Below are 23,440 nucleotides of genomic sequence, written 5' to 3' on the forward strand. Positions count from 1 at the left end.
GGTCACCGCCGGTTCTTCGGGTCGAGGGCTTCGCGGAGGGACTCGCCGAGCAGCGTGAACCCGAGCGCCACGATGATGATCGCGATCGCCGGGTAGTAGGCCAGCTCGGGCCGGATGTCGAGGAAGTGCTGGGAAGCGTTGCCCAGCATCAATCCCCACTCCGCGCGGGTCGGGTCCGGGTCGCCGAGACCGAGGAACGACAGTGCCGCGGCCTCCAGGATCGCGGTCGCCAGGGTCAGCGTCGCCTGCACGATCACCGGGCCGAGCGAGTTCGGCAGCATGTGCCGGAACACGACGGTCGTCCGCTTCACGCCGAGCGACGTCGCCGCCAGCACGTGGTCCGCCTCGCGCTGGGCGAGCATCGAACCGCGCAGCAGCCGGGCGAAGATCGGCACGCCGATGATCGACACCGCGATGATCACCGTCCACTGGCTCGGCTTCGCGAACAGCGCCGCGATCGAAATCGCCAGCAGCAGCGAGGGAAACGCCAGCAGCACGTCGACGATGCGCATGAGGACGGTGTCGACCCAGCCGCCGAACGCGCCCGCGAGCCCGCCGATGAGCGCGCCGAGCAGCACGCCGATCACCGTGGCGAGCACGCCGACCAGCAGCGTCTGCTGTGCGCCGATCAGCAGCCGGGACAGGAAGTCGCGGCCGAAGTCGTCGACGCCGAGCGGGAAACCGGGCTGTGCGCCCGGAATGATGCCCCGGCCGAGGATGACCTTGTCCTGCAGGTACCGGACCTGTGGGTCCTTCGGCGCGAGCAGCGGCGCGAAAATCGCCAGCAGCAGGAACAGCAGGGTGATCACGCCGCCGACGATCGCCACCGGGCTGCGCAGCATCCGGCGCAGTGCCTCGGCGCCGAGACTGCGCCCGCCCGCCGAAGCCGCGGCGAGCTTGTCGATCGGCTCTTTCTTCTTGTTCAGCAGAGTGTTCACCGCACACGCACCCTCGGGTCGATGAGCCCGTAGGAAATATCCACGAGCATGTTCACGAGCACGTAGACCAGTGCCCCGAGAAGCAGCAGCGCCTGCAGCCGCGGGTAGTCCCGCTTGTCGATCCCTTCGGCGAGAAGGAATCCGAGGCCGCGGAAGTTGAACACTCGCTCGGTCAGCACGGCGCCGCCGAGCAGCGCGCCGGTCTGCAGGCCGATCGTGGTGATCACCGGCAGCAAAGCATTGCGCAGCACGTGCCGCTGGCGGACCACGGGCTGGGTGAGGCCCTTGGAGTTCGCGGTGCGGATGAAGTCCTCGTTGAACACGTCGAGCACCGACGCGCGGGTGATCCGGGTGATCACCGCGAGCGGAATCGTGGCGAGCGCGAGCGCGGGAAGAATGAGGTGCTTGATCGCGTCCCACACCGCGTCCCATTCGCCGGTCATCATTCCGTCGAGAATGGCGAAATGCGTGACGACGGTGGCGTCGATGCCCGGTGCCTGCCTGCCCTGCGACGGCAAGCCGAGCGGCGTGGAAAGCAGGTCCTGCATCATGTAGCCGAGGAAGAAGATCGGCACCGCCACGCCGACCAGGGTCAGCACGATGATGACGTTGTCGACGATCTGGCCGCGGAACCGGGCGGCGAGATAGCCGAACGAGATGCCGAACAGCACCGCGATCAGCATCGCCGTGATGCCCAGTTCGATGGTGGCCGGGAGGAATGTGCCGATCTCCGACATCACCGGCCGGGACGACACGAGCGAATTGCCGAAATCACCGGTGACCGCGCGACCGAGGAATTTGAAGTACTGCACGAAAATCGGCTGGTCGAGGCCGAGCACGTGGTTGAGGTTCGCCAGTTTTTCCGGTGTCGCCTTGTCCCCGAGGAGAGCCGACGCGGGCCCGCCGGGAAGTGAGCGCAACCAGGCGAACACCAGGATGGACAGGATGAGGAGCGTCGGGATCGCTTGTAGCAGCCGACGCACGAGAAAACGGAGCACGAGTAGTCCTTTGTGTACAGCCCGGGAACGAGGCCAAGGGCAGGCGCGGTAGCACCTGCCCTTGGCCTGGCTGCTCAGTGGAGCACGTCAGCCGACAGTGACGTTGTCAAAGCGTTCGTCGGTGAGCGGGCTGGCCACCACGCCCTTGATCTTCGGGCCGACCACGATCGCCGGCGTCGGGTAGGCGATCGGGATGGCGGGCAGGTATTCCATGATCTTCTTGTTGGCTTCCTGGTACGCCTTGGTGTGCGCGTCGCCCGAGGGCGCCGCGTCCGCGTCGGCGAGCGCCTTGAAGATGCCCTGGTTGTTCTGGTCGGTGAGGCCGAACTCCGGCTTCGGGCGGCCGAAGAAGGTGCCGACGAAGTTGCCCGCGTCGTTGTAGTCACCGGTCCAGCCCAGCAGGTGGATGTCCTGCTTGCCGTTCTGCTGCACGTCGTCCTTGTACCCGCCGTTCCACGACTCGGCGACCGGCTGCACGTTGATGCCGATGGCCTTCAGGTCCTCGGAGATCGCGGTGTAGGTGTCGGCCGGGTTCGGCATGTAGGGCCGGGTGACCTCGGTCGGGTAGTAGAACTTCAGAGTCATGCCCTCGGCGCCTGCTTCTTTCAGCAACGCCTTGGCCTTTTCCTTGTCGTACGGGTACTTGGTCACGTCGTCGGTGTAGCCGGAGATCGCCTTCGGCACGAACTCGGTCGCGACCTCGGAACCCTCGGCCAGCTTGGAGCGCACGAACTGCTCGCGGTTGATGCCGTAGGCCAGCGCCTGGCGGACCTTGGGGTTCTGCAGCTTCGCGCCGTTGGGGCCGGCCTGGTTGATGCCGAGGTAGAGCACGTTGAACGACGGGCGGATCAGCACCTGCTCGCCGTCGTTGCGCAGAAGGCCGTAGTCGGCGGGAGCCGGGAAGTCGTAGCCGTTGATGTCGCCGGCCTTGAGCGCCTGCTTGCGGGCGTTCTCGTCCGGGATCACCTTGAACACGAGCTTGTCCAGCTTGGCAGGCTGCGGCATCGTGCTGGTCTCGTTGCGCACCAAGGTGATCTGGCCGTTGCCCTGGTCCCAGCTCTCGAACTTGAACGGGCCGGTGCCGGTCGGGTGCTTGTAGCCGTACTCCGGATACGTGATCGACGTGCCGGAGCCGGTGACCTTGTCCGCGTTGTACTTCTGCAGCGCGGTGGGGCTCTGGATCGCGAACGACGGCAGGGTGAACGCGGCCGGGAAGGCGCCCTTCGCGCGGGTCAGGTTCAGGACCGCGGTGTGGTCGTCCTTCGCCTCGCAGCTCTGGTAGACCGGCTGGCCCTTGGTCGTGCCCTCGTTGTTCTTGAAGCCCTCGAAGACGTCGCCGTAGTAGATCATCTGGCTCTGGGCGGTGGCGCCCTTCATGTTGTACCAGCGATCGAAGTTGAAGCAGACGGCCTTCGCGTCGAACGCGGTGCCGTCGCTGAACTTCACGCCCTGCTTGAGGTCGAAGGTCCAGGTCTTGCCGTCGTTGCTCGGCGTCCACTTCGTGGCGAGCGACGGGGCCAGGTCCGCGGTGCCCGGCTTGTTCTGGATCAGCGTGTCCAGCATCTGCCGGGTGATCCGGAACGTCTCGCCCTCGTCGTTGAAGATCGGGTCGAACATCTTCGGGTTGCCGGTGTTGCCGAAGACCATGGTGCCCCCGGACCCACCGCCTCCGGACTCGTCGCGCTTCGATTCCGCGCACGCGGACAGCGAGACTGCGAGCGCGCCCGCGAGCCCGATCAGAGCTGCCCGGCGTGTTCGGGTCAGCCGCAATTGCTGCATCTGGCACCCCTTGGGAATGTTCGGTGTCTCGAAAGCACCGTCGGCGGTCAGTTCGGGAAGACCAATGCGATCGGTGTGTTCGGTGACACTAGCGGGAACTCGGCCCCCGCTTAAGCACGTGAGGTTACGATCGCGCTACGTAAGGCCCAAATTGAGCGCAACGTGTCGGCAATTGTGTGCACAGCGTAGCGAAAACTGCCGGTTTGGTACGTTGAGTGGCGGTTTGCTCACCCGGTTGGCCTAGCGGTCCGGGTTGTCCGTTCCGGGTGCCGTGGATGTTCCGGAATCTCTCCGGCCGGCCTGGAGAGTTGCCCGCGAAGGCCGCCGAATCGGCCCGAATGCACTCGTGTCCGCCGTGCTCGCGCATTCCGCGCAATAGCCATTTCGCCTGCCGCAAACCGATGTCGAGCCGGGATTCCGGTTGTTCAGACCAGCTGGTCGGCGGCCTCCCGGGTGCCGTCGACGGCGAACCAGCCGCGCTCGAACAACTGCCAGCGGCGCAGTTCGGCCCGTGCGGGCTCGCCGTCCCGGGCGACTGCCCTGGACAACCGTTCAGCCTCGGTGCCGCCCTCGACCCAGCACAGCCACGACAACCGGGACCGCACCGCGCGGCGTCCGCTCGACACGCCTTCCAGCACCAGCACCTCAGGCACCTCGACGCGCACCAGCTCGCCCGGCCGCGGAGTGCCAGAGGTCCAGTCCATCCGCCGGTACTCGCCGGGCAGGCCCTGTGCCAGCGGCGTCAGCACTCCGTCTTCCAGCTGCGGCCACCACGCGACGGGATCGTCCCAGGTGGCGAAGGCGTCCGTGCTGACCAATGCGGCACGCGAACCGAGACCCTCGACCGTCTCGGCGGCGAGAGTGGATTTCCCGGCTCCGGACGGACCGTCGACGGCGAGCACCCGAACGCCGCCGAGCCGGGGCGGGGCGGCGAGCAGCGCGGAGATCAGGGAACGCGTGCCGGCCTCGCTTCGGGCAGGCCGTCCACGGTGTCCGGCGCGGTCGTGCGTTTCTCCAGTTCGGCGATGCGTGCTTCGAGCTCGCGCTGGGTGTCTTCCAGTTCGCAGCGCAGCAAGGCGGTCTCCTCGACCGAGGTCCGTACCTCTTCCTCCAGGTGCCCGACCTCGGTCGAAAGCTGCAGCGAAACCATCGCGAGGACCACTCCGGACAGGAAGAAGACGAAGTTCGACGGGGTCTCCACGCCCGTCAGGTGCGCCACGAAGTTCGCCACCGCGGGCACCACGGCGAGGATCACGACCCCGATGGCCACCACGAGCCAGATGCCAGCGTACTTCTCGCGCAGTTTGCGCCGCCGCATCATCTCGATGACGACGAACAGCACGAGACACGCGATGACGATGCTCAGCACCCGCCAGCCTGCCATGGAGGGCCTCCTTACACGGCGTCGGAAGAATCGACGGAGGGACGGCGGCGGACCAGGGCGAGCAGCAGCGCCAGCCCCGCGCGGCCCAGGTACACGGCGGATTTCACCGGCGAATGGCTCGGCGTGCCGCCCGCCCGCTCCCGCATCAGGACCGGGGTTTCCGCGATCGCGAGCTTCGCCCGGATCGCCAGCATGAGCGCCTCGACCGTGTCGCCGAGGTATTCGGCCGGGTAGCCGGCGGCGAACAGCCGGATCGCGCGCGGTCCCATCGCCTTGAACCCGGACGTGACGTCGGTGAGCCTGGTCCCGGCCAGCTTGCTGAACACCAGCGACAGCACGGCCATCGCGTACTTGCGCGGACCGACGGCCCGGTACGAACCCTTGCCCGCGAACCGGGAGCCGATCGCGAGGTCGGCTCCCTCGTCGAGCAGCCGCAGCAACGCGCCGACCTCGGCCGGATCGTGCTGTCCGTCGGCGTCGACCTGGACCACGGTGTCGTACCCGCGCGAGACGGCGTAACGGAATCCGGTGCGCATCGCGCCGCCGACGCCGAGGTTCACCGACAGCCGGACCACCCTGGCTCCCGCCTCGCGGGCGAGTTCGGCGGTGCGGTCGAGCGAACCGTCGTCGACGACCAGCACGTCCATGCCGGGCAGCGACCGTTTGATCTGGGCGAGCACCGACGAGACGCTGTCCTGCTCGTTGAAGGCCGGGATCACGATGAGCACGCGGCGGGTGTGCACGAGCGTGCCGGACAAGTCAGCCATGAGCGCTCACTCCCCGTGCGAAGTGCTCAGCGCGGGTGCCACCGCGACGCCGGACTGTCCCGCGATCTCGTAAATCGTCGCGTCGGAATTGCGGAAGACGACGTGGAACATCGGGCCCTCGGCGATCCGGGCGACGCCCGCCGACTGGATCGCGGTAGCGGTGGCCAGCCCCTTGCCCTGGATGACATAGCGCACGCGCAGGTCCGTGAGGTCCCTGCGGACCCGCGGCGACGTGCCGACCTGGTCGACCTGGTCGCTGAGGTACGCGGCCGTCGTGCCCGGGCCGGCTCCGTAGAAGTTCCACTCGACGGGCGTCACGCCGGACAGCGCGTACATCCACGCGGAACCGTCGGCCTTGTTGTTCATCACGCGTTCGCCGGGCACCGTGTGCTGCGCGAGCCAGGCGTACGCGGCTTCCTCCGCTTTGGACACCGTGGGCCCGTCCTGGTACCTGGCCGCCAGCCGCACCGCGTTGCGGCCGACGTAACCGCCCCCGCTCAGCCCGCCGAGCACCACAACCAGCAGCAGCACGGCGACGCCGGTGAGCGCGACCGGCTTGAGCTTCACCCGTGGCTGCGTTTTGCGGACCAGCCAGGCGACGAAGGTGTGCGCGAACTCGCCGAACGCCACCGCACCGGCGAGCGGCACGAGCGCGGCGATCCGCCAGTGGTCGTTGTAGAAGACGCTCGTGACCGACCGCACGAGGTTCGATTCGAGCGACACGGAGACCATGAACAGCCCGCCGAACACGACGTACGCGCCGACCAGCCACAGCATCCGCCGGTGCCGCACCATCAGCACGATGCCGATGAACGCGGGCACGCCGACCCACCACTGCGGGAACTCCGACATCGGGGAGAACGTCAGCGTCTCGCCGAGGCCGCCGGCGAGGGTCGCCTCCGTCGGCCAGTGCGCGCTCGTCACGCCGCTCGCGTTGTACAGCGACGGCAGCACGAGCGGCACGCCGAGCGCGATCGCCAGCCCGGCTGTCGCGATCAGCGTGGGAGCGCTACGCCGCCAATCGATCTTCTCGTAGCGCAGCAGCACCGCGAGCAGGATGAGCAGGAAGTACGCGCCGAGCACGAACACGAGGCTGGTGTGCAGCCCGCACAGTCCGGCGACGCCGACCCCGAGCGCGACCGGGCCCGTCGCGCCGTCCGGCTTCAGCAGGTACCGCGCGAGCACGAGCATCGCCGGGATCAGCGCGACGCCCGCGACGTACGGCCACAGCGGACCGCGCCACAGCGAGTCGTACGGGAACGCGCTGAACCACGTGGTGACCGCGGCGGCTGCGGCGGTACCGAGCGCCGGCATGCCCCACACGCGGCACAGCGCCGCGACGCCGACCGGCACGGTGAAAACCACTGCCAGCGCGGCCAGGTTCAGCGTGGGCATCATGGTCAGCCCGCCCTTGCCGAAGACCAGCGAGAGCAGTGCGTGGTAGGTGTCCGGGTAGAAGTAGTTCGTCTGGTGGGGCAGGTTCGCGATCGTGCCCACGGTGGACGGCCGGGCGTCGCCGTGTTCGGCGATCCAGCGGATCAGGTTGCCGTGGAACGGCGCGTCCCAGCCCTGCTGGACCGTGTTGATCCCGTTGGTGCCGCGCAAAAACGCGACCGCGCCCACGACGAGGCCCGCGGCGACGCCCGCCGCCATCACGACGTGGTCGCGCAGCGGGAGCTTCGGAAGTTCTTCGACCGTCCAGTCCGGATGACGGCGCGCGCGCAGCCGTCGCGCGGCGAACGCCAGCCCGAAGCCGACGATCGCGAGCACGAGCGTCCAGAGCGCGACCGCGAGCATCGTCCAGCGGATGCCGAGGCCGCCGAGCACCGGGACGCCGAGCGCGACGACTCCGAAAGTGAGCAGCGGCGCGGTGGCGGCGAGCGTCCATCCGCGCAGCCGGACGGCAGTCCCGAAGACGAGCCCGGGCACCCAGAACGCGAGCAGCACCAGAAGAACGTTCATCGATTTCGCGGTCCAACCGTGAGCACCATTTTGCCTTCGCCGCACACCGATGCCGGAGGCTGCGAAGTCACACTACTGCGGCGCTATTCCGCCGTTTCATCGGAGTGGTTCGTTGCCATGATCGACGAATTGACGAGAACGAATGCGAGCACAACCGCGAGGCCGGTCATTGGCGCGGCGGCGAGTGCGATCACGGCACGGAAAACGGTGTCCCCGGGTACCGCCAGCAGCAGCACCGAAGCGGTGGCCGCGACCACCGTCCACGTGATCAACACGCGCCTGGCCTGGGCGCGCGCGACGAGCACGGCGGTGAGCAGCTGCATGGGCACCAGCAGCACCGAGGACCAGACGAGCCCGGCGACCGCCCAGCCGTCGACCTGGTAGCCGGTGCCGTAGACGAACCCCACCGCCCATGGGCCGATCAACAGGCCGACCAGCGCGCCGAGCGCGGCCAGCGCGAGCGAGGCGAACGTGCCGAGCAGCAGCACGCGACGCAGCCGGTGCCGTCCGGCGTCGCTCGTGGAAAGCCGCACGACGAACGGCACCGCAAGCGATTGCACCGGCCCTACCAGCGTCAATGGCAACCGTGCGATGACCAGCGCGGCGAAGACCGCACCCAGCCGGCCGCGGTCGCCGCCCGGTGCGAGCAGGCCGACGAGCGCGGGATATCCGGTGATGACGCTCGCGGTGAGCGCGGCACCGAGCAGCAGCATCAGCATCCGGCGGACAGTCACTGGCCAGCCGTCGCCCTCGGCGCGGACGTCGAGCAGCCGCCAGCCTTGGCGGACGAACAGCAGCCAGGCGAACGAACCCGCCGCGACTGCCAGCGCCAACGGGACCAACTGGTAGGCCGTCGCGAGGACCAGCAGGCCCAGGACCAGCGCGCGAACCGCCGGTTCGGCGACCACCAGCCAGGCGAAATGCTTCACCTGGTGCTGCCCGATCAGCAGCCCGCGAACGCCGAACTGGCAGGCGAACGCGACTCCGCCGGCCAGCACGACGAGGGCGAGTTCCCCGTAGCCGGGGAAAAGCCGGTCGCGGACCGGCGGGACGAGCAGCGCGAGCCCGAACGCGGCGGCCACCGCGGCGGCGGTGGCGACGGCCCGGAGCGCACCCCGGCCGGCGAGCCCGCCAGTGAGCGCGGCCACCGCGGACTGCCGGGAAAGTTCCTGCTCAAGCGGGGAAAGCGCGCTGCCGAGACCCATCAGCAGGCCCCAGAAGGTGACGAACGTGGCGTACTGGTCCGGCGGCAGAAGCCGCGCGCAAGCGACGGTGAGGACGTAGCCGAGAACGATCGACGCGAGCAGCGAACCGCCGAGTTTCCCAGCGGTGCGATGGGTGTCGCGGACGACTCCGCCTGCCGTCTCTTCGGTCACGCTCATCGACGCCGCAGCCGTGCGCGTAATGCCAGGTAGAGCCCCCGGAACACCCCCGAGCCGAAGCCGGCCGCGAAGACCGGCAGCAGGGTGCTGACCGCGCGCGCCTCGGCGTTGGTGGCCCCGCACTTCTTCACCACGGCGGCCGCCGCGACGCTTCCGGTCACCCCGAGCGCGGCCGTTGTCTTCGGCATTTTCACCGCAAGTCCGGCACCAATCACGCCTACAGCGAGCGAGCAAAATAACGCGTTTCTCGCTGGACCGGGTGAATTTAGGTAGGAATCCACATAGGTTGTCCCCCGAAAGAATGACTGAGCGTAGAACTTTCTGAAGGAATCACGCCCGTGGTAGATCGCGGAGAACTGCGGGGCCAGAAAAATCCGCGCGCGTTCGGCGATCCAGCGCAGCATCCGGGTGTCGTCGCTGGCGAGCCGGACGTCGTCGAACAGCGACTCGAACGCGGCCGCCGCGCCCTCCAGCAGGTCGCGGCGGGCGCAGAAGAACGTGGTGCCCTTCGGGTAGACGTCGAACTCCTCGATGCCGAACGACGTCAGCTTCGGGTCCGCGAAGTACCGCCGCCAGCCGACGGCGACGAGGCCGGCCATGAACCCGGCGTAGGGATTGCGCTCAGAGGCGACGTGGATGTGGCCGTTCCAGACCGCGCGCTCCGGGTGTTCGACCAGCTGCTCGCGCAGGAAGGCGAGGCTGTCCGCGTCGACGATGACCCGGCTGTCCAGCAGCAGCAGCCAGTCGCCGGAGGCCTTCGCCATCCCGGCACGGCGGGCCTCGAACCGGCCGCCGTTGGGCTGGGTCAGCACCGTGATGCCGTGTTCCTCGCGCAGCCGGGCCAGCTTCCCGGGCGTGCCGTCGGTGCTCCCGTCGTCCACGACGAGCACCTCGACCGGCCACCGGGCCGCCTCGGCGGAGGCGATCAGCGCGCCCACGCTGCGGTCGATCCAGTCCTGTTCGTTGTGGACCGGGATCACGACGCTGAGCGACGGAAGGAGCGGGTGAGCACTCACGCGGCGAGGCTACCCTGCACTTGACCGGCGGGAATGCGCAGTATCCTTGCCGCCGTCGCTAACCCTCTGTTGATTGGGCATCCACGGTGATCTCCTTCGTCGCAGGCACCACCGCGGAACTGATCAAGATCGCGCCGGTCTTCCACCGCGTCGCCGAGCGCGGAACGACCCCGAAGCTCTGGTTCACCGCGCAGCACGTGGACGAGGTCGCCGACGTCCTGTCCGATCTGCGGCTGCCCGAACCGGATCTGTGGTTCGTGCCTCGCGCGCGGGCACGCGACCTCGAATCCCCGGCGCAGGTGCCGGGCTGGGCCGCGCAGGTCATGCGCACCGCGTGGAGCCGCCGCGCCGAACTCCGCGCCCAGTTGACCGAGGACGGCCGCCCGCCCTTGGTGCTGGTGCACGGCGACACGTTCACCACGCCGTACGGAGCGTTGATCGGTAAGAAGATCCTGAAGGCCCGCGTTGGGCACATCGAGGCGGGCACGCGGTCGGGCAGCATCCTGTCGCCGCTGCCGGAGGAACTGAACCGCAAGATCGCCGGGAAGTTCGTGGACATCCACTTCTCGCCGAGCGAGCGCGAGGTGCACAACCTGCGGGGCGCCCGCGGCGTCGTGGTGAACACCGAGGCGAACACGGCGATCGACTCGATGCGTCAGGTCGTCGACCAGCCGCTGGACGTGCCGGGCCTGCCGGAGAAGTTCGGCCTGGCGACGCTGCACCGGTTCGAACTGGTGTCGCGGGCGGACAAGTACCGCGAGGCACTGGAAATCCTGCGCGCGCAGAGCCGCGAGATGCCGGTCCTGTACCTGGCCGGCGCGCCAGAGCGGGAGAAGATCCGCGCGCTGGGCTTGGACGAGCTGTTCGACGACAGGTTCATCGCGCAGCCGAAGATGCGGTACCTGAAGTTCCTGCCACTGGTCGCGCGAGCCGAGTACGTGGTCACGGACTCCGGCGGGTTGCAGGAGGAATGCGGCTACCTCGGCGTCCCGTGCGCGGTCCACCGGGCCCGCACCGAACGGCACGTGGGCATCGGCGAGAACGTCGTCCTGACCGAGATGCGCGGAGACCGGCTGCGGGAATTCCTGTCCACGTACCGAAATCGCCGCGGACAGTCCTGGACGGACAAGTACCATCCGTCGGACATCGTGGTGAACTCGTTGGCACAGCTGGGTTATTGCTGACCCTTGAGCAGCTGGATCTCCCGGGCGTAGAAATTCTGTGTCAGCTCAGCCATCTTCTCGAAGAACTGAAGCCCGCCGGCGACCAGTGCCGACAGCAGGTCCGCTTCCCCGCCCACCGAGGCCCGGCGGAAATCGCTGCCGCGGACGGTGATCCGAACCAGCCCTCGCGACACCCGGTCCAGTGCGAGCTCCAGCGACTGGTCCGGGAAGAGTGACCGCGCGCAGCCAGTTTTCCGGTACTCCGCGACGAGGTGCGCGACCGCAGACCACAGTCCTTCGATCTCCGAAGCCAGATTCTCGTCGAGAATCACCACCCCGGACACGGTGAGCAGGATCGCGCCGGCCAGGTCCTCGCCGTACCGCGTGTGCGGCCGCTCGGTGCAATCCACGAGGTCCACGAACTCCGTCGTCGACCAGAGCCGGGTACGGACGGGGTCCACCCAGGTCATCGTGCCTCCCCCAGTGCAAAAAAGGACGCGGCGCCACGGCCGCGTCCTTCCCTGTCAACAGCTCAGAGCGCGCGCCGCCCGGACAACGCGCGGCCCAAAGTCAGTTCGTCCGCGAACTCCAGGTCCCCGCCCATCGGCAGCCCCGACGCCAGCCGCGTCACCGAGAGGCCCGGGAAATCGCGCAGCATCCGCACCAGGTACGTCGCGGTCGCCTCGCCCTCGGTGTTCGGGTCGGTCGCGATGATGATCTCCCGGACGTCCGCCTCGCCGATGCGCTTCAGCAGTTCTCGCATCCGCAACTGCTCCGGGCCGATGCCCGACAGCGGGTCCAGAGCGCCGCCGAGGACGTGGTAGCGGCCCTTGAACTCGCGGGTCCGCTCGACCGCCAGCACGTCCTTCGGCTCCTCGACCACGCAGATCACCGTGAGGTCGCGGCGTTCGTCGCGGCAGATCCGGCACGTTTCCTGTTCCGAGACGTTGCCGCAGATCTCGCAGAACTGCACGCCTTCCTTGACCTTGCCCAGCACGTCCTGCAGCCGCGCGATGTCCGCGGGGTCGGCGGCCAGCAGGTGGAACGCGATGCGCTGGGCACTCTTCGGACCGACGCCGGGCAACCGCCCCAGTTCGTCGATCAGGTCCTGGACGACACCTTCGTACAAGTGTCAGCCGCCGAAGCCGAGGCTGCCGAGGTCCGGCATGCCGCCGCCGAGGCCGCCCGCCAGCGGGCCCAGCTTCTGCTCGGTGAGCTTCTGCGCGCTCGCCGACGCGTCGCGCACCGCGGCGACCACCAGGTCGGCCAGGGTTTCGACGTCGTCCGGGTCGACCACCTTCGGGTCGATGACGAGGCCCTTCAACTGGCTGTCGCCGGACACCGTCGCGGTGACCAGACCGCCGCCCGCGGTGCCGGTGACCTCGGTGTTGGCGAGTTCCTCCTGGGCCTCCACCAGCTTCTGCTGCATCTGCTGGGCCTGCTGCATGATCTGCGACAGGTCGAAGCCGCCGCCGCCGGGTTGCACCATGATCGCACTCGGTCCTTCCGCGTTTGGGTGTTCCTCCCCAGCCTAGCCGCGAGTCCGGCGCGTCCGTCCCCGCGGCACGCGTGTGCTGTGGCACCGTGGTCGCGTGCGAGCGAAGACACTCCCGCTGCTGACCGGCCTGCTGCTGCTCACGGCGTGTTCCGGCGGCGGCGGGACGCCTCCGGCACCGGCCGCCGCGCCGACGTCGTCCCCGGGATCCGCGACGCCGAGCCCTTCGTCTTCCAGCCCGCCACCGGCGCCGTCCTCGTCTTCCAGCCCGCCCTCGACGTCCGCCGTGCCGCCGGTCGGCTCGGGCAAGGTCGTGGTCCTCGATCCCGGACACAACGGCGGCAACGCCTCGCACCCCGGCGAGATCAACCGGAAGGTGCCCGCCGGGCGCGGGCAGACGAAGCCGTGCAACACCACCGGCACCTCGACCAACGCCGGGTACCCGGAGCACGCCTTCACCTTCGCGGTCGCGCAGCAGGTCGGGAATGCGTTGGCGGCCAAGGGAATCAAGGTCGTCTACACGCGACAGAACGACTCCGGCGTCGGCCCGTGCGTCGACGAGCGCGCGCGGATCGGCAACGACGCGAACGCCGACGCAGTGGTCTCGATCCACGCCGACGGGTCCACTTCGCCAACCGCGCACGGCTTCCACGTCGCGTACTCGGCACCGCCGTTGAACGCCGCGCAGGGCGAACCTTCGCTGAAGCTTGCGCGCACCATGCGCGACGGAATCCGCGACTACGGCTTTCCCACCTCCACTTACATCGGCTCGGCGGGCCTCTCGCCACGGAATGATCTGGGCGGGCTGAATCTGTCGACCCGGCCCGCCGTGCTTGTCGAATGCGGCAACATGCGCAACGCCGACGAGGCCGGTCAGATGTCCTCGGCGGCGGGCCGGGCGCACTACGCGCAGGCCATCGCGAAGGCGATCGAGGCGTACCTGGCCGGTGCCTGACGCAGAGAGCCGAAAGGGCTACTGAGCGGACAGAACACCGGACACCGTCTTCTTTCTTGATCGGTCCCGACTTACCGTCGCTGGGGACCTTTCGAGGAGGCGTCGGTGGCAACTTCACTCCGAGGACGACTGGTACGGCTGTTCGCCGTGGCAGCCATGGCGGGCACTCTCGTGTCGACGGGAGTCGCCGAGGCCGCTCCACAGTCGGTGACCGCCGGGCCAGCGCGGTTCGAAGTCCTGTCGCCGACACTCATCCGCACCGAATACGCGGGTGACGCCAAGTTCGTCGACGCGGGCACGTTCAACGCGATCGGCCGCGGCAGCTTCTCCAAAACCCCTTACACCGCAACGAAACGCGACGGCTGGCTGACCATCCGGACCAGCGCCGTCCAGCTGCGCTACAAGCTCGACTCGGGCGCGTTCTCCGACGACAACCTCACCGTCCAGCTGCGAACCGGCGGCCAGGACGTCACCGCGCGGCCGTGGGCGGGCAAGCTGACGCCGGTCTGCGCTTTCGGCACCCTCTGCGAGGCCGAACATCTGCAGCTCAACGGGCCAGGCACGGCTACCGACCACCGCGGCTACACCGGCGACGGTTTCGCGGCGGGCTTCATCAACCCCGGCGACAGCCTCGCTTTCCGCGCCACCGCTGCCGGTGATCACCAGCTGGATCTGCGCTACGCCAACGGAACAGGCGGCGACGGACAGCACACCGCCCGCACACTCAGCGTCCTCGTGGACGGTGCGAACGCGCGGACCATCACCCTTCCGGCGACCGCGGACTGGGACACCTGGGCCGTCGCGACCGTGCCGATCACGCTGCCCGCAGGACAGCATCAGGTGACCGTCAAGCGCGGCACCGGCGATTCGGGCAACGTCAACATCGACAGCCTTGCCCTGGTCAACACTGGTGCCGAGTACCCGCAACCCGTGCCGCCCGCGCCGACGCCGTGCGCGTTCGGTGTCCTCTGCGAGGCCGAGCAGGGCGCGCTGTCCGGCGGCGCACACCCGGCCAGCGACCACGACGGACACTCGGGCAAGGCCTTCCTCGCTGGCATGGAGCGATCCGGCGCTGCGGACGCGCTGACGATCACCGGCGTCCCCGCCGACGGTGCCTACGATCTGCAGCTGCGCTACGCCGACGCGACCGCCGTGTCCGGCCAAACCCAGCCAACCTCGTTGACGCTCCAAGCCGGTGGCACCGCCACCAACCTGACCCTGGCATCGACCAGTAGCTGGAATTCCTGGCGCACCAAGGCAATCCCGGTACAGCTCAAAGCTGGCACCAACACCGTCACACTGTCCTGTCCGGACTCGAACTGCCACGTCAACCTCGACACCGTCGCCGTCACCGCCGCGCATTCGGTGTTGCTCGCCCCGCACGCGCCGCTCGGCGGCTACCGACGCGGCCTCGACGGCGTCGACGGAACTGCGGTCACCGCGCCAGGAATCCTTTACCAGGACGGCTGGTCGCTGCTGGACGACACCGCATCGGCGCTGTACGACCCGCGCACCAAAGTCGTCACTCAGCGACCCAGCAGCGAGAACTATCAGGACGGTTACGTCTTCGCGTACGGCCAAGACTACGGCCAAGCGCTCCAGGAATTGGCCCAGCTGACCGGACCGTCGCTGCTGCTGCCCCACTGGGCTTACGGCGTCTGGTATTCCGAGTACTACGACCGCACCGCCGCTGACTTCGAGCAGACGATCGTGCCGAAGTTCCGCGAGCAGCAGGTGCCGCTCGACATGCTCGTCGTGGACACCGACTTCAAATCGCCGGACCGGTGGAACGGCTGGGAAATCGACCCGACCCGCTTCCCCGATCCGAAGGCGTTCTTCCAGTGGGCGCACGACCAGGGCCTGCACACGTCGCTGAACATCCACCCGAGCATCCGCGGCGACGACCCGCAGTTCCCGGCCGCGCAGGCGACCGCGAAGGGCAAACTTCAGCCCAGCTGCGGAAAAGACTGCTACGTCTTCGACTTCGGCGACCCCGACCAGCTGCGGGCCTACTTCGACCTGCACCGGCCGATGGAACAGCAGGGCAACGACGTCTGGTGGCTCGATTGGTGTTGCGACGCCTCGAAATCCAGCCTCGCCGGCGTCACCCCGGACGCGTGGATCAACCAGCAGTACGCACAGCACGGCGGCTTCGCGTTCTCCCGTGCGTACGGCTCGCTGCAAGCCGGCGGATACAGCTCGCCGACCGCCGTGCCGACCGGTCCGTGGGCGGACAAGCGCACCACGCTGCACTTCACCGGCGACACCATTTCCGACTGGGCAACGCTGGCCTTCGAGGTCGGCTACACCCCCGGTGAGTCCGCGGCGACCGGCCTGGCTTCGGTGAGCCACGACATCGGCGGCCACACCGGCGGGTTGCAGCAGCCGGGCACGGAGCCGGGCAGCACCAAGCTGCCGGACGATCTGTACGCGCGCTGGGTGCAACTCGGAACGTTCCAGCCGATCGACCGGCTGCACTCGAACCACAGCGACCGGCTGCCCTGGCAGTACGGAGCCGCCGCGGACGCGTCAGCGACGAAATTCCTGAACCTGCGCGAAAATCTCGTGCCCTACACCTACTCGCTCGCGCAGCAGGCGACCGCGACCGGAATGCCGATCGTGCGACCGCTGTACCTGCAATATCCGGACCAGCAGGAGGCGTACGCGCAGGCGGGCGGGGAATACCTGTACGGCCCGGACGTCCTCGTGGCTCCGGCGACCAGCCCGGGTGCCACCGCGACCACGAGCGTCTGGTTCCCGCCGGGCAGCGACTGGACGGACTACTTCACCGGCAAGACCTACCGCGGCGGCACCAGCGCGCAGATCACCACGGGCTGGGACACGATGCCGGTGTTCGTGCGCTCGGGCGGAATCATGGTCACCCGCAGCGGAAATGTCGCCGGTGACGCGCACGATCCGCTGACCGCCGCGACCGTCACGGTGGCTGGCGGCCACAACGGCGCGTTCACTCTGCAGGAGGAGCGGTCCTCGACTGCCTTGCGCTACACCGAAAATGCCCACTCGGCAATGCTCGCGATCGGTGCCTCGCAACGCGCTTGGACGGTCCGGTTCACCAATGCCGCCAAGCCAGCCGCGGTGTACGTGGACGGTCGGCGCAGCGGAAGCTGGACCTGGGACGCCGCGACCCGGACCGTGACCGTGCAGGCACCGCCGACGTCGCACCCGCTCACGGTCCGGCTGATCCGCTAGTCCAGCGGACGCGCGCCGAGGTGATCCGAGAGCAGCTTCCGTGCGATCTGCTCCGGATCCTCCTCCGCGGGCGGCGGCGGAGGCGGCGGGACCGGGCTGGAATCCTCGGAGTAGATGTCGTCGTCCTCGTCCGTGGGCTCGGGCGGGAGCGGGATGTCCGGTTCGCTCGTGGTGACGCGCGGACGGCTCGGCGCTTCCGCCGCGGGCTTCGGCGGGGCAGGCGGCGCTGCCGAGGGAGTCTGCGCAGCCGCGGACGGACGCGTGAACGACCGTTCCGGAGCCGGTGCCGCCGGTTGCTGCCGGGGGGCCTGCCGCGCCGGAGCGGCCGCCGGGGCCGCGCCGTGCACGCAGCGGACCTGCCATTCGCCGCCGAGCACCTCGCTCAGCCCGGCCGCGATCTTACTCGCGTTCCCCTGGTCGCTCAGCCGCCGGGCGAGCGGTTCGGACTTGTGCGTCAGCGTGACCGCCGAACCGTCGACCTCGGCGACCGTCGCCTGCGTGAGCATGGCTTCGAGCGCCCGGCCGCCGGTGAACTTACGCAGCGACGCCAGCAGTTGCGGCCACTTCTCGCGCACCTTGGCCGCGTCGATCCCGCCCGCGGACGGGGCCTCCTCAGCAGGCGGAGCGGGCGGGGCCTCGGGTGCGGGAGCAGCCGCGGCAGGCGGTTCGACGGGAGCCGGACGGCTGACCTCCGGACGCACCGGTTCTTCGGCCGCCGGACGAGCCTCCGCCGCCGGACGTTCGGCGGGAGCTTCCTGCGCCGGACGCTGCGAAGGCCGCTGGAACCGAGCCGGCGCCTCCGCCGGAGCAGCGGCAGCCGCCGGAGCGGGTGCGGGACCGGCATTGGGCGCGGGAGCAGCAGGTGCCGCGGCGGGAGCAGGCGCGCCAGCGGGCCGCCGCTCGAGCCGTTCGATCCGCGCCAGCAAGGCTTTCTCCGCCTCGGTGACCGACGGCAGCAGCATCCGCGCGCAGAGCAGTTCGAGCACGAGCCGCGGCGACGTCGCGCCGCGCATCTCGAGCAGTCCACTGTGGACGATGTCGGCGTAGCGGGACAGCGTGGCCGGGCCGAGCTTCTCCGCCTGCTCGGTCATCCGCTTCAGTTCGTCGTCCGGCGCGGCGACCAGACCGCGCTCGCCCGCTTCCGGGACCGCGCGCATCAGCAGCAGGTCCCGCAGGCGGTCGAGCAGGTCGGTGGCGAAGCGGCGCGGGTCGTGTCCGGCGTCGGCGAGTTTTTCGACGGTGCCGAACACTTCGGCCGGGTTGTCGTTCGCGAGCCCGTCGATCACCGCGTCGATCAGCGCGGTGTCCGTGACGCCCAGCAGCGCCACCGCCCGCGGGTACGTGACGCCTTCCGGACCGGCCCCGGCGAGCAGCTGGTCGAGCACCGACTGCGTGTCGCGAGCCGAACCGCCGCCCGCGCGGATCACCAACGGGTACACCGCAGGTTCGACCGTCGCGCCCTCGGCGGCGACGTTGCGTTCCAGCAGCTCCCGCATCGAGCTCGGCGGGATCAGCCGGAACGGGTAGTGGTGCGTGCGCGAGCGGATGGTGGTGAGCACCTTGTCCGGCTCGGTGGTGGCGAAGATGAAGATCAGGTGCTCGGGCGGTTCTTCGACGATCTTCAGCAGGGCGTTGAAGCCCTGCGTGGTGACCATGTGCGCCTCGTCGATGATGAACACGCGATAGCGCGATTCGGCGGGCGCGTAGAACGCCTTGTCCCGCAGTTCGCGGGCGTCGTCCACACCGCCGTGGCTGGCCGCGTCGAGTTCGGTGACGTCGACGCTGCCAGGGCCTTCCGGCGCGAGCGCGCGGCACGAGTTGCACTCGCCGCACGGATCCGGGGTCGGGCCTTTGGCGCAGTTGAGCGAGCGCGCCATGATCCGCGCGCTCGACGTCTTGCCGCAGCCGCGCGGCCCGGAGAACAGGTACGCGTGGTTGATGCGCCCGGCGGCCAGCGCCGTGCGCAGCGGTTCGGTCACATGCTCCTGGCCGACGACCTCGGCGAAGGTCGCCGGACGGTACTTCCGGTACAGCGCGAGAGCCACGAGCCCGAGACTACAGTGAGCACGGTGAGCCCCTCCCGTTCCGGTCGCGGCCGTGCGCCGAGCGGCCCGCGGCCGGGCACTTATCCGGTGCGGTTCGGGACCGCCGAGCTGCTGCGCGACGCCGATCGGCCCAACGCGTGGATGCTTTCGGTGGGCGGGGTGGCACAGTCCTACGTCGATCTGGACGACCCGACGAACCTGGAGTTCGACTACGTGCGCCGGCTCGGCGACCTGGTCGACTTCCTTCCGCCCGGCCCGCTCGACGCGCTGCACGTCGGCGGCGCGGGCTGCTCCCTGCCGCGCTACGTCGCCGCGACGCGACCGGGTTCGCGGCAGCTGGTCTTCGACGCCGACGAGCCGCTGATCGACCTGGTCCGCGAACAGCTCGACCTGCGCAGCGTCCCGAAGCTGCGGGTACGGATTGAGGACGGCCGCACGGGCGTGCGCAGCAGGCACGACGCGACGGCGGACCTGATCGTGCTCGACGCCTTCGAGCGCGCGACGCTGGCAAGCGGCTTGGCGACGGTCGAGTTCGTCACCGACGTGGCCCGCGTGCTGCGACCGGGCGCCACGATGCTGGCGAACATCTCCGACGGCCCCGGCCTGCCGTTCGCCCGCCGGTTCCTCGCGACGCTGGCGGAGGTGTTTCCGCACGTCGTCCTGCTGGCCGAGCCCAGCGTGCTGCGCGGGCGCCGGTTCGGGAATCTCGTGCTGGCCGCCTCGCGGCTCGACCTGCCGACCGCGGAGCTGACCCGGCGCGCGGCGTCCTCGCCGTATCCGGCGCGGGTGGTGCACGGCGATGAGCTGCGGCAGCTGCGGGGTAAGGCCGCGCCGGTCTTCGACGCGGAGGCACTGCCCTCGCCGACCCCACCTGATGACGTGTTAGGCCTGTTTTAGGGCATAAAAAAGCGGGTTCCCCCCGTACCCGCCAGAGCCCGCTTATCCTTGCTGCCTTCCGGCCCTGGGGAAGTTCACAGGGTGGACGCCACGGGGGGTCCCCGCAGACGACTATAGCGGACTCGGTTGCCGCGCCTCCGACCCCCGCACCACGGCGGCCTCGACGAGGTCGAGCACCTCGCGCACGGACGCCGGGTCGCGGGCGTCGAACGGATGCACCGGAATGCCGTCGCGCACGGTCAACGCCCAGCGCACGTCGTGCAGCGGACGCGTGAGCAGGCCGTCGAAGCAGTTCACCCCGACCACGAACGGCAGCCGCAGCCCTTCGACCGCGTCGAGCACCGGGTAGGCGTCCGCGATCCGCCGCGGGTCGACCACCACGAGCGCCGCGTCCGCGCCCCGCACGAGATCGGGCCAGCGGAACCAGAACCGGGCCTGACCCGGCGCGCCGAACAGGTAGCGGCGCCGCTCGCCCTCGCCGAGCCTGCCGAAGTCGAGCGCCGCGGTGGTGTCGCCGGCGTCGGTGCGCACCGGCGCGATCTCCGAAACGGCGTGCACCGCCGTCGTTTTCCCGGCTCCGGCCGGGCCAAGCACGAGGATCTTCACGGGTCAGGCGAACGCGGTGTTCTTCAACTCCTCGACCAGCGCGGGGGTAAGGACTTCGGACGCGCGGTTGGCGAACATCGCCATCTCGTAGGCGATCGTGCCGAGGCTGGCCTGCTTGTTGGCCAGCACGCCGAGCGAGCAGCCGATGCTGATGGTGCAGACCACGAGGTAGCCGCGTTCCAGCTCGACCACGACCTTGTCCGGATCGCCGAGCGGATGGCTTTCGGACACGCTCTGTGCCAGCGCGAGCATCGCCGAGCAGGTCGCCGCGAGCCGGTCGGCGTCGGCGCGGTCAAGGTCCTGCGACGCGGCGATCAGCAGCCCGTCCGCGGACACCGCGAGCGCGGCGATCGCGCCCGCGGTGTGCAGCGCGAAGCGGTTGACCAGCCAGTTGAAGTTCTGCGCGGCGGCGGGAACGGTCATGATCCTCCTTGATCGGCCTGCTGGGCGGTGACTTGCTGTGCTTTGGCGACGCCGTCGGAAAACGAGTCGAAGGTGGCCCGCTCGGCGGCCGGATCGCGCAATTCGCGGCGCGGCAACGGGGTGCGGACGATCTGCGGCAGTTTGAGCCCGGGGGCCAGTTGCGCGCCGGGGACGCGACGGAAGACGCCGTCACGGGATTCCGGCTGCACCACGGTGAACTGGTGCGTCGGGGACGGGTCCGCGGTGTCCGGAACGTCCTCTGTGGACTCTTCGGGCTCGTCGGGAAGTTCCAGCGTTCCGGCGCGGGACGCGAATTCCGGCTCCGCTTCCGGCCATTTCGGAGCCTCGTCCTGCGCCGGCTCGTCGGCTTCCGGCTCCGGCGGGTCGGTGAACCACCGGAATCCGGCCGGAGTCGGCGTGGACAACGCGGCGATCGCGGGCGCGGGCAGCAGGACCGGCCGCGGGTCGGGCACCTGCCCCGGCTCGAAAAGCCCAGGCCCGCGCCGGAAATCGACGTCGCGGGTGAACAGCGCCTGCGGCACCGAGATCTTCGCCGTCACGCCACCGTCCGGAGTGGACTCCAGTTCGACCCGCAGCGAATGCCGCTGCGCGAGCCGTCCGACCACGGCCAAGCCGAGCTGCTGGCCGGACGCCTCGTCGACCGGTTCGGCGAGGCGGCGGTTCTCCTGCGCCAACCGGTCCGCGGACAGCCCGACGCCGTGATCGGCGATGCGCACCAGCAGGTCGCCCGACGACTGGAACTCCGTCGAAATCTCCACCAGCGACTCCGGCGGGGAGAACGCGGCGGCGTTTTCCAGCAGTTCGGCGAACAGCAGCACCAGGTCGATCCCCAGCGACGGCGCGAGCAGCGCCTCCGCCGGTTCGCCGAGCCGGATCCGGGATTCGTCGTCGATTTCCGCGGCGGCCGAACGCAACGCGGTGGCCAGTTCGATCGGACCGCCGACCCGGGTTTCGTCGCGATTTCCGGTCACCACAAGCAGATCGTCCGCGGTGCGCCGCAGCCGGAGGGCCGCGTGCCCCACGCGGTGCAGCCCGGCGAGCAGCACCGGATCGTCGGCGCCGCGCGTCAATTCCTCGATCGCGGCGCGCTGGCCCGCGACCAGATTCTGCGTGCGCTTGGCGGCTCCGACCAGCAGCTGCACCCCGGCGCGGCGCGAGTTCGCCTGCTCGGTCACCGCTTCCACCGCGGTGCCGCGGAGCCGGTTGAACGCCTCGGCCAGCTCGGCCAGTTCGCCGCCGGTGTCCGCCTCGAGCGCGGGCAGCAGCGGTTGCGGCGGACCCGATCCCGGTTCGGCGGCCTGAACCAATTCAGGCGCAGCGAGGTCGGCGGTCGAGCGGGCTTGCCTGCTCAGCCGCCGCAGCGGCCGGGCAATGGAGCGCGCGGCCAGCACGGACAACGCGGCAACCAGTCCGAAAAGGACAATCGCGGCACCGCCGACGATGAAGGCCGTCCGGGTCGCGCTGGACGCTTTCGCGGAGGCCGCGGCGGCAATCGCGTCGGCGATCCGGGTCTCCATCGCGTCGCGCTGATCGGCGAGCTGAGCACCGGCAGTGACCACATCGGACACAAACTGCCGGTCCTGCCGCGGTGCCGCGGCCAGCCGGTCAAGCTGCTGGGCCGTCGCTCCGGCCTCGACCGCGTCGACCTGTGCCGCGTCCTGCTTCCCCGCCAGCCGGGCGAACTGTTCTCCGTAGACGGCAGCGCGCTGACCTGCGCGATCGGCTCCGGCGGACGCGATCAGCGCGCTCGCCCGGGCCGCTCGCTGTTCGTCCGCGCGCAGCAGGGCGTCGAGCGTCCTTGCCCCGGAGCTGTCCGAAGTGGCCAGTCCCAGTGCGTCGATCAGCCCGACGGACATGGAATCGTAGCCAGAAGCGACATCAGCTACGGAAATCTGACGATTGAGCGCCTTCTGCCGCAGTTTCGCCAGTTCACCACCGGGGCTCACCAGGCTGTCCGCGACGCCGTGGGCAGCGCTGTCGACCGTCTGCTGCTGCCGGACGAGCGCCGAGTTGGTGGCCGACGGGTCAGCGACAAAAGCGGCCGTGAGCAGGCTTTCCCGCTGCAACTGCCCGACCAGGCCGCCGACCCGCTGCCCTCGGGCCGCGGTGTCCGAAGCGGTCGCGGCTGCCGACGCGGCGGTGACCTGGGCAACCACGAGCGGAACTGCCGCTGCCAAGACCAGGACCAGCGGAGCCACGACCAGCACGGTCACTCGCGCCTGCACGGTGCGGATCCCGAGGCGGTCAAGCAGCCGCGCAGCGGATTCCCGCGACCGGGGCGAGCCGTCGCGCATCCACGTCACCTTCCGTTCCCGAGGAGTCCCGACGAGACCGAGGCGTGGAGTGCACCGAACGGGGACACCCGCAGGACGCTACTACTCTCAGTAGTACTCGTCGCG

20 protein-coding genes and 1 other RNA gene are annotated in these 23,440 nt (G+C 69.5%); 4 read left to right on the forward strand and 17 right to left on the reverse strand.

What is annotated here, in order from left to right; all coding sequences use genetic code 11:
* Nucleotides 1–2 precede the first annotated feature (2 nt).
* The 9 genes from WA670_RS01785 to WA670_RS01825 all read right to left on the reverse strand — a co-directional run bounded on the left by WA670_RS01785 (nucleotide 3) and on the right by WA670_RS01825 (nucleotide 10,226).
* Complete coding sequence (locus WA670_RS01785) at nucleotides 3–938, reverse strand: ABC transporter permease (RefSeq protein WP_037808484.1); 936 nt, start codon at nucleotides 936–938, stop codon at nucleotides 3–5.
* On the reverse strand, nucleotides 935–1,936 hold the full coding sequence (locus WA670_RS01790; protein ID WP_134727574.1) for an ABC transporter permease: 1,002 nt from the start codon (nucleotides 1,934–1,936) through the stop codon (nucleotides 935–937). The genes WA670_RS01785 and WA670_RS01790 overlap by 4 nt, the downstream gene beginning before the upstream one ends.
* Nucleotides 1,937–2,023: 87 nt before the next feature.
* A complete protein-coding gene (locus WA670_RS01795; protein WP_167753949.1) occupies nucleotides 2,024–3,715 on the reverse strand; it encodes an ABC transporter substrate-binding protein in 1,692 nt (563 codons plus the stop codon).
* A gap of 425 nt (nucleotides 3,716–4,140) precedes the next feature.
* Complete coding sequence (locus WA670_RS01800; protein ID WP_240691203.1) at nucleotides 4,141–4,617, reverse strand: uridine kinase family protein; 477 nt, start codon at nucleotides 4,615–4,617, stop codon at nucleotides 4,141–4,143.
* Between the two features lie 44 nt (nucleotides 4,618–4,661).
* Complete coding sequence (locus tag WA670_RS01805; protein ID WP_037808489.1) at nucleotides 4,662–5,099, reverse strand: DUF2304 domain-containing protein; 438 nt, start codon at nucleotides 5,097–5,099, stop codon at nucleotides 4,662–4,664.
* Nucleotides 5,100–5,110: 11 nt separating this feature from the next.
* Nucleotides 5,111–5,866, reverse strand: coding sequence for a glycosyltransferase family 2 protein (locus tag WA670_RS01810; RefSeq protein ID WP_051728631.1), 756 nt, complete (start codon nucleotides 5,864–5,866; stop codon nucleotides 5,111–5,113).
* 6 nt (nucleotides 5,867–5,872) lie between these two features.
* Nucleotides 5,873–7,828: a DUF6541 family protein gene (locus WA670_RS01815; protein ID WP_336156760.1), complete on the reverse strand. Its 1,956-nt coding sequence runs from the start codon at nucleotides 7,826–7,828 to the stop codon at nucleotides 5,873–5,875.
* A gap of 83 nt (nucleotides 7,829–7,911) precedes the next feature.
* A complete protein-coding gene (locus WA670_RS01820; protein WP_336156761.1) occupies nucleotides 7,912–9,210 on the reverse strand; it encodes a hypothetical protein in 1,299 nt (432 codons plus the stop codon).
* Nucleotides 9,207–10,226, reverse strand: coding sequence for a glycosyltransferase family 2 protein (locus WA670_RS01825; protein ID WP_336156762.1), 1,020 nt, complete (start codon nucleotides 10,224–10,226; stop codon nucleotides 9,207–9,209). Before WA670_RS01825 ends, WA670_RS01820 begins: the two co-directional genes overlap by 4 nt.
* A gap of 86 nt (nucleotides 10,227–10,312) precedes the next feature.
* Here WA670_RS01825 and WA670_RS01830 point away from each other — a divergent pair, with 86 nt between their 5' ends.
* Nucleotides 10,313–11,410 carry a UDP-N-acetylglucosamine 2-epimerase gene (locus tag WA670_RS01830; RefSeq protein ID WP_336156763.1) on the forward strand — a complete coding sequence of 366 codons (1,098 nt, stop codon included), beginning with the start codon at nucleotides 10,313–10,315 and terminating at the stop codon, nucleotides 11,408–11,410.
* Here WA670_RS01830 and WA670_RS01835 read toward each other — a convergent pair.
* The 3 genes from WA670_RS01835 to WA670_RS01845 form a co-directional block, all read right to left on the reverse strand.
* Nucleotides 11,401–11,859, reverse strand: coding sequence for a hypothetical protein (locus WA670_RS01835; RefSeq protein WP_336156764.1), 459 nt, complete (start codon nucleotides 11,857–11,859; stop codon nucleotides 11,401–11,403). The two genes, WA670_RS01830 and WA670_RS01835, sit on opposite strands and share 10 nt — an antisense overlap.
* A 62-nt stretch (nucleotides 11,860–11,921) precedes the next feature.
* A complete protein-coding gene (gene recR / locus WA670_RS01840; protein WP_037808499.1) occupies nucleotides 11,922–12,518 on the reverse strand; it encodes a recombination mediator RecR in 597 nt (198 codons plus the stop codon).
* A 3-nt stretch (nucleotides 12,519–12,521) separates the two neighbouring features.
* Nucleotides 12,522–12,878 carry a YbaB/EbfC family nucleoid-associated protein gene (locus WA670_RS01845; protein ID WP_037808500.1) on the reverse strand — a complete coding sequence of 119 codons (357 nt, stop codon included), beginning with the start codon at nucleotides 12,876–12,878 and terminating at the stop codon, nucleotides 12,522–12,524.
* A 103-nt stretch (nucleotides 12,879–12,981) separates the two neighbouring features.
* On the opposite strand from WA670_RS01845, the gene WA670_RS01850 reads away from it, so the two are divergent.
* A complete protein-coding gene (locus WA670_RS01850) occupies nucleotides 12,982–13,839 on the forward strand; it encodes an N-acetylmuramoyl-L-alanine amidase (RefSeq protein WP_442893058.1) in 858 nt (285 codons plus the stop codon).
* Nucleotides 13,840–13,944: 105 nt separating this feature from the next.
* Entirely contained in the window at nucleotides 13,945–17,049 is a 3,105-nt protein-coding gene (locus WA670_RS01855; protein ID WP_336156765.1) for a TIM-barrel domain-containing protein, read from the forward strand.
* Here the strand turns inward: WA670_RS01855 and WA670_RS01860 are convergent.
* Nucleotides 17,046–19,094 carry a DNA polymerase III subunit gamma and tau gene (locus tag WA670_RS01860; RefSeq protein ID WP_336156766.1) on the reverse strand — a complete coding sequence of 683 codons (2,049 nt, stop codon included), beginning with the start codon at nucleotides 19,092–19,094 and terminating at the stop codon, nucleotides 17,046–17,048. The two genes, WA670_RS01855 and WA670_RS01860, sit on opposite strands and share 4 nt — an antisense overlap.
* Nucleotides 19,095–19,118: 24 nt before the next feature.
* On the opposite strand from WA670_RS01860, the gene WA670_RS01865 reads away from it, so the two are divergent.
* The gene (locus WA670_RS01865; protein ID WP_442893059.1) at nucleotides 19,119–19,991 is read left to right on the forward strand and encodes a spermidine synthase; all 873 of its coding nucleotides are present in this window, start codon (nucleotides 19,119–19,121) and stop codon (nucleotides 19,989–19,991) included.
* A 6-nt stretch (nucleotides 19,992–19,997) separates the two neighbouring features.
* On the opposite strand, the gene ffs is transcribed toward WA670_RS01865, so the two are convergent.
* The 4 genes from ffs to WA670_RS01885 all read right to left on the reverse strand — a co-directional run bounded on the left by ffs (nucleotide 19,998) and on the right by WA670_RS01885 (nucleotide 23,335).
* Nucleotides 19,998–20,097, reverse strand: an RNA gene (gene ffs / locus WA670_RS01870) — signal recognition particle sRNA small type.
* A gap of 5 nt (nucleotides 20,098–20,102) precedes the next feature.
* Nucleotides 20,103–20,597: a GTP-binding protein gene (locus WA670_RS01875; RefSeq protein ID WP_037808510.1), complete on the reverse strand. Its 495-nt coding sequence runs from the start codon at nucleotides 20,595–20,597 to the stop codon at nucleotides 20,103–20,105.
* 3 nt (nucleotides 20,598–20,600) lie between these two features.
* A complete protein-coding gene (locus WA670_RS01880) occupies nucleotides 20,601–21,020 on the reverse strand; it encodes a roadblock/LC7 domain-containing protein (protein WP_009084595.1) in 420 nt (139 codons plus the stop codon).
* Nucleotides 21,017–23,335, reverse strand: a complete 2,319-nt coding sequence (locus WA670_RS01885; protein WP_238603894.1) for a sensor histidine kinase — start codon at nucleotides 23,333–23,335, stop codon at nucleotides 21,017–21,019. The genes WA670_RS01880 and WA670_RS01885 overlap by 4 nt, the downstream gene beginning before the upstream one ends.
* Between the last annotated feature and the right edge of the window lie 105 nt (nucleotides 23,336–23,440).

It is taken from the genome of Amycolatopsis sp. VC5-11, assembly GCF_037034185.1.
GTDB classification, from domain to species: Bacteria; Actinomycetota; Actinomycetes; order Mycobacteriales; family Pseudonocardiaceae; genus Amycolatopsis; species Amycolatopsis nivea.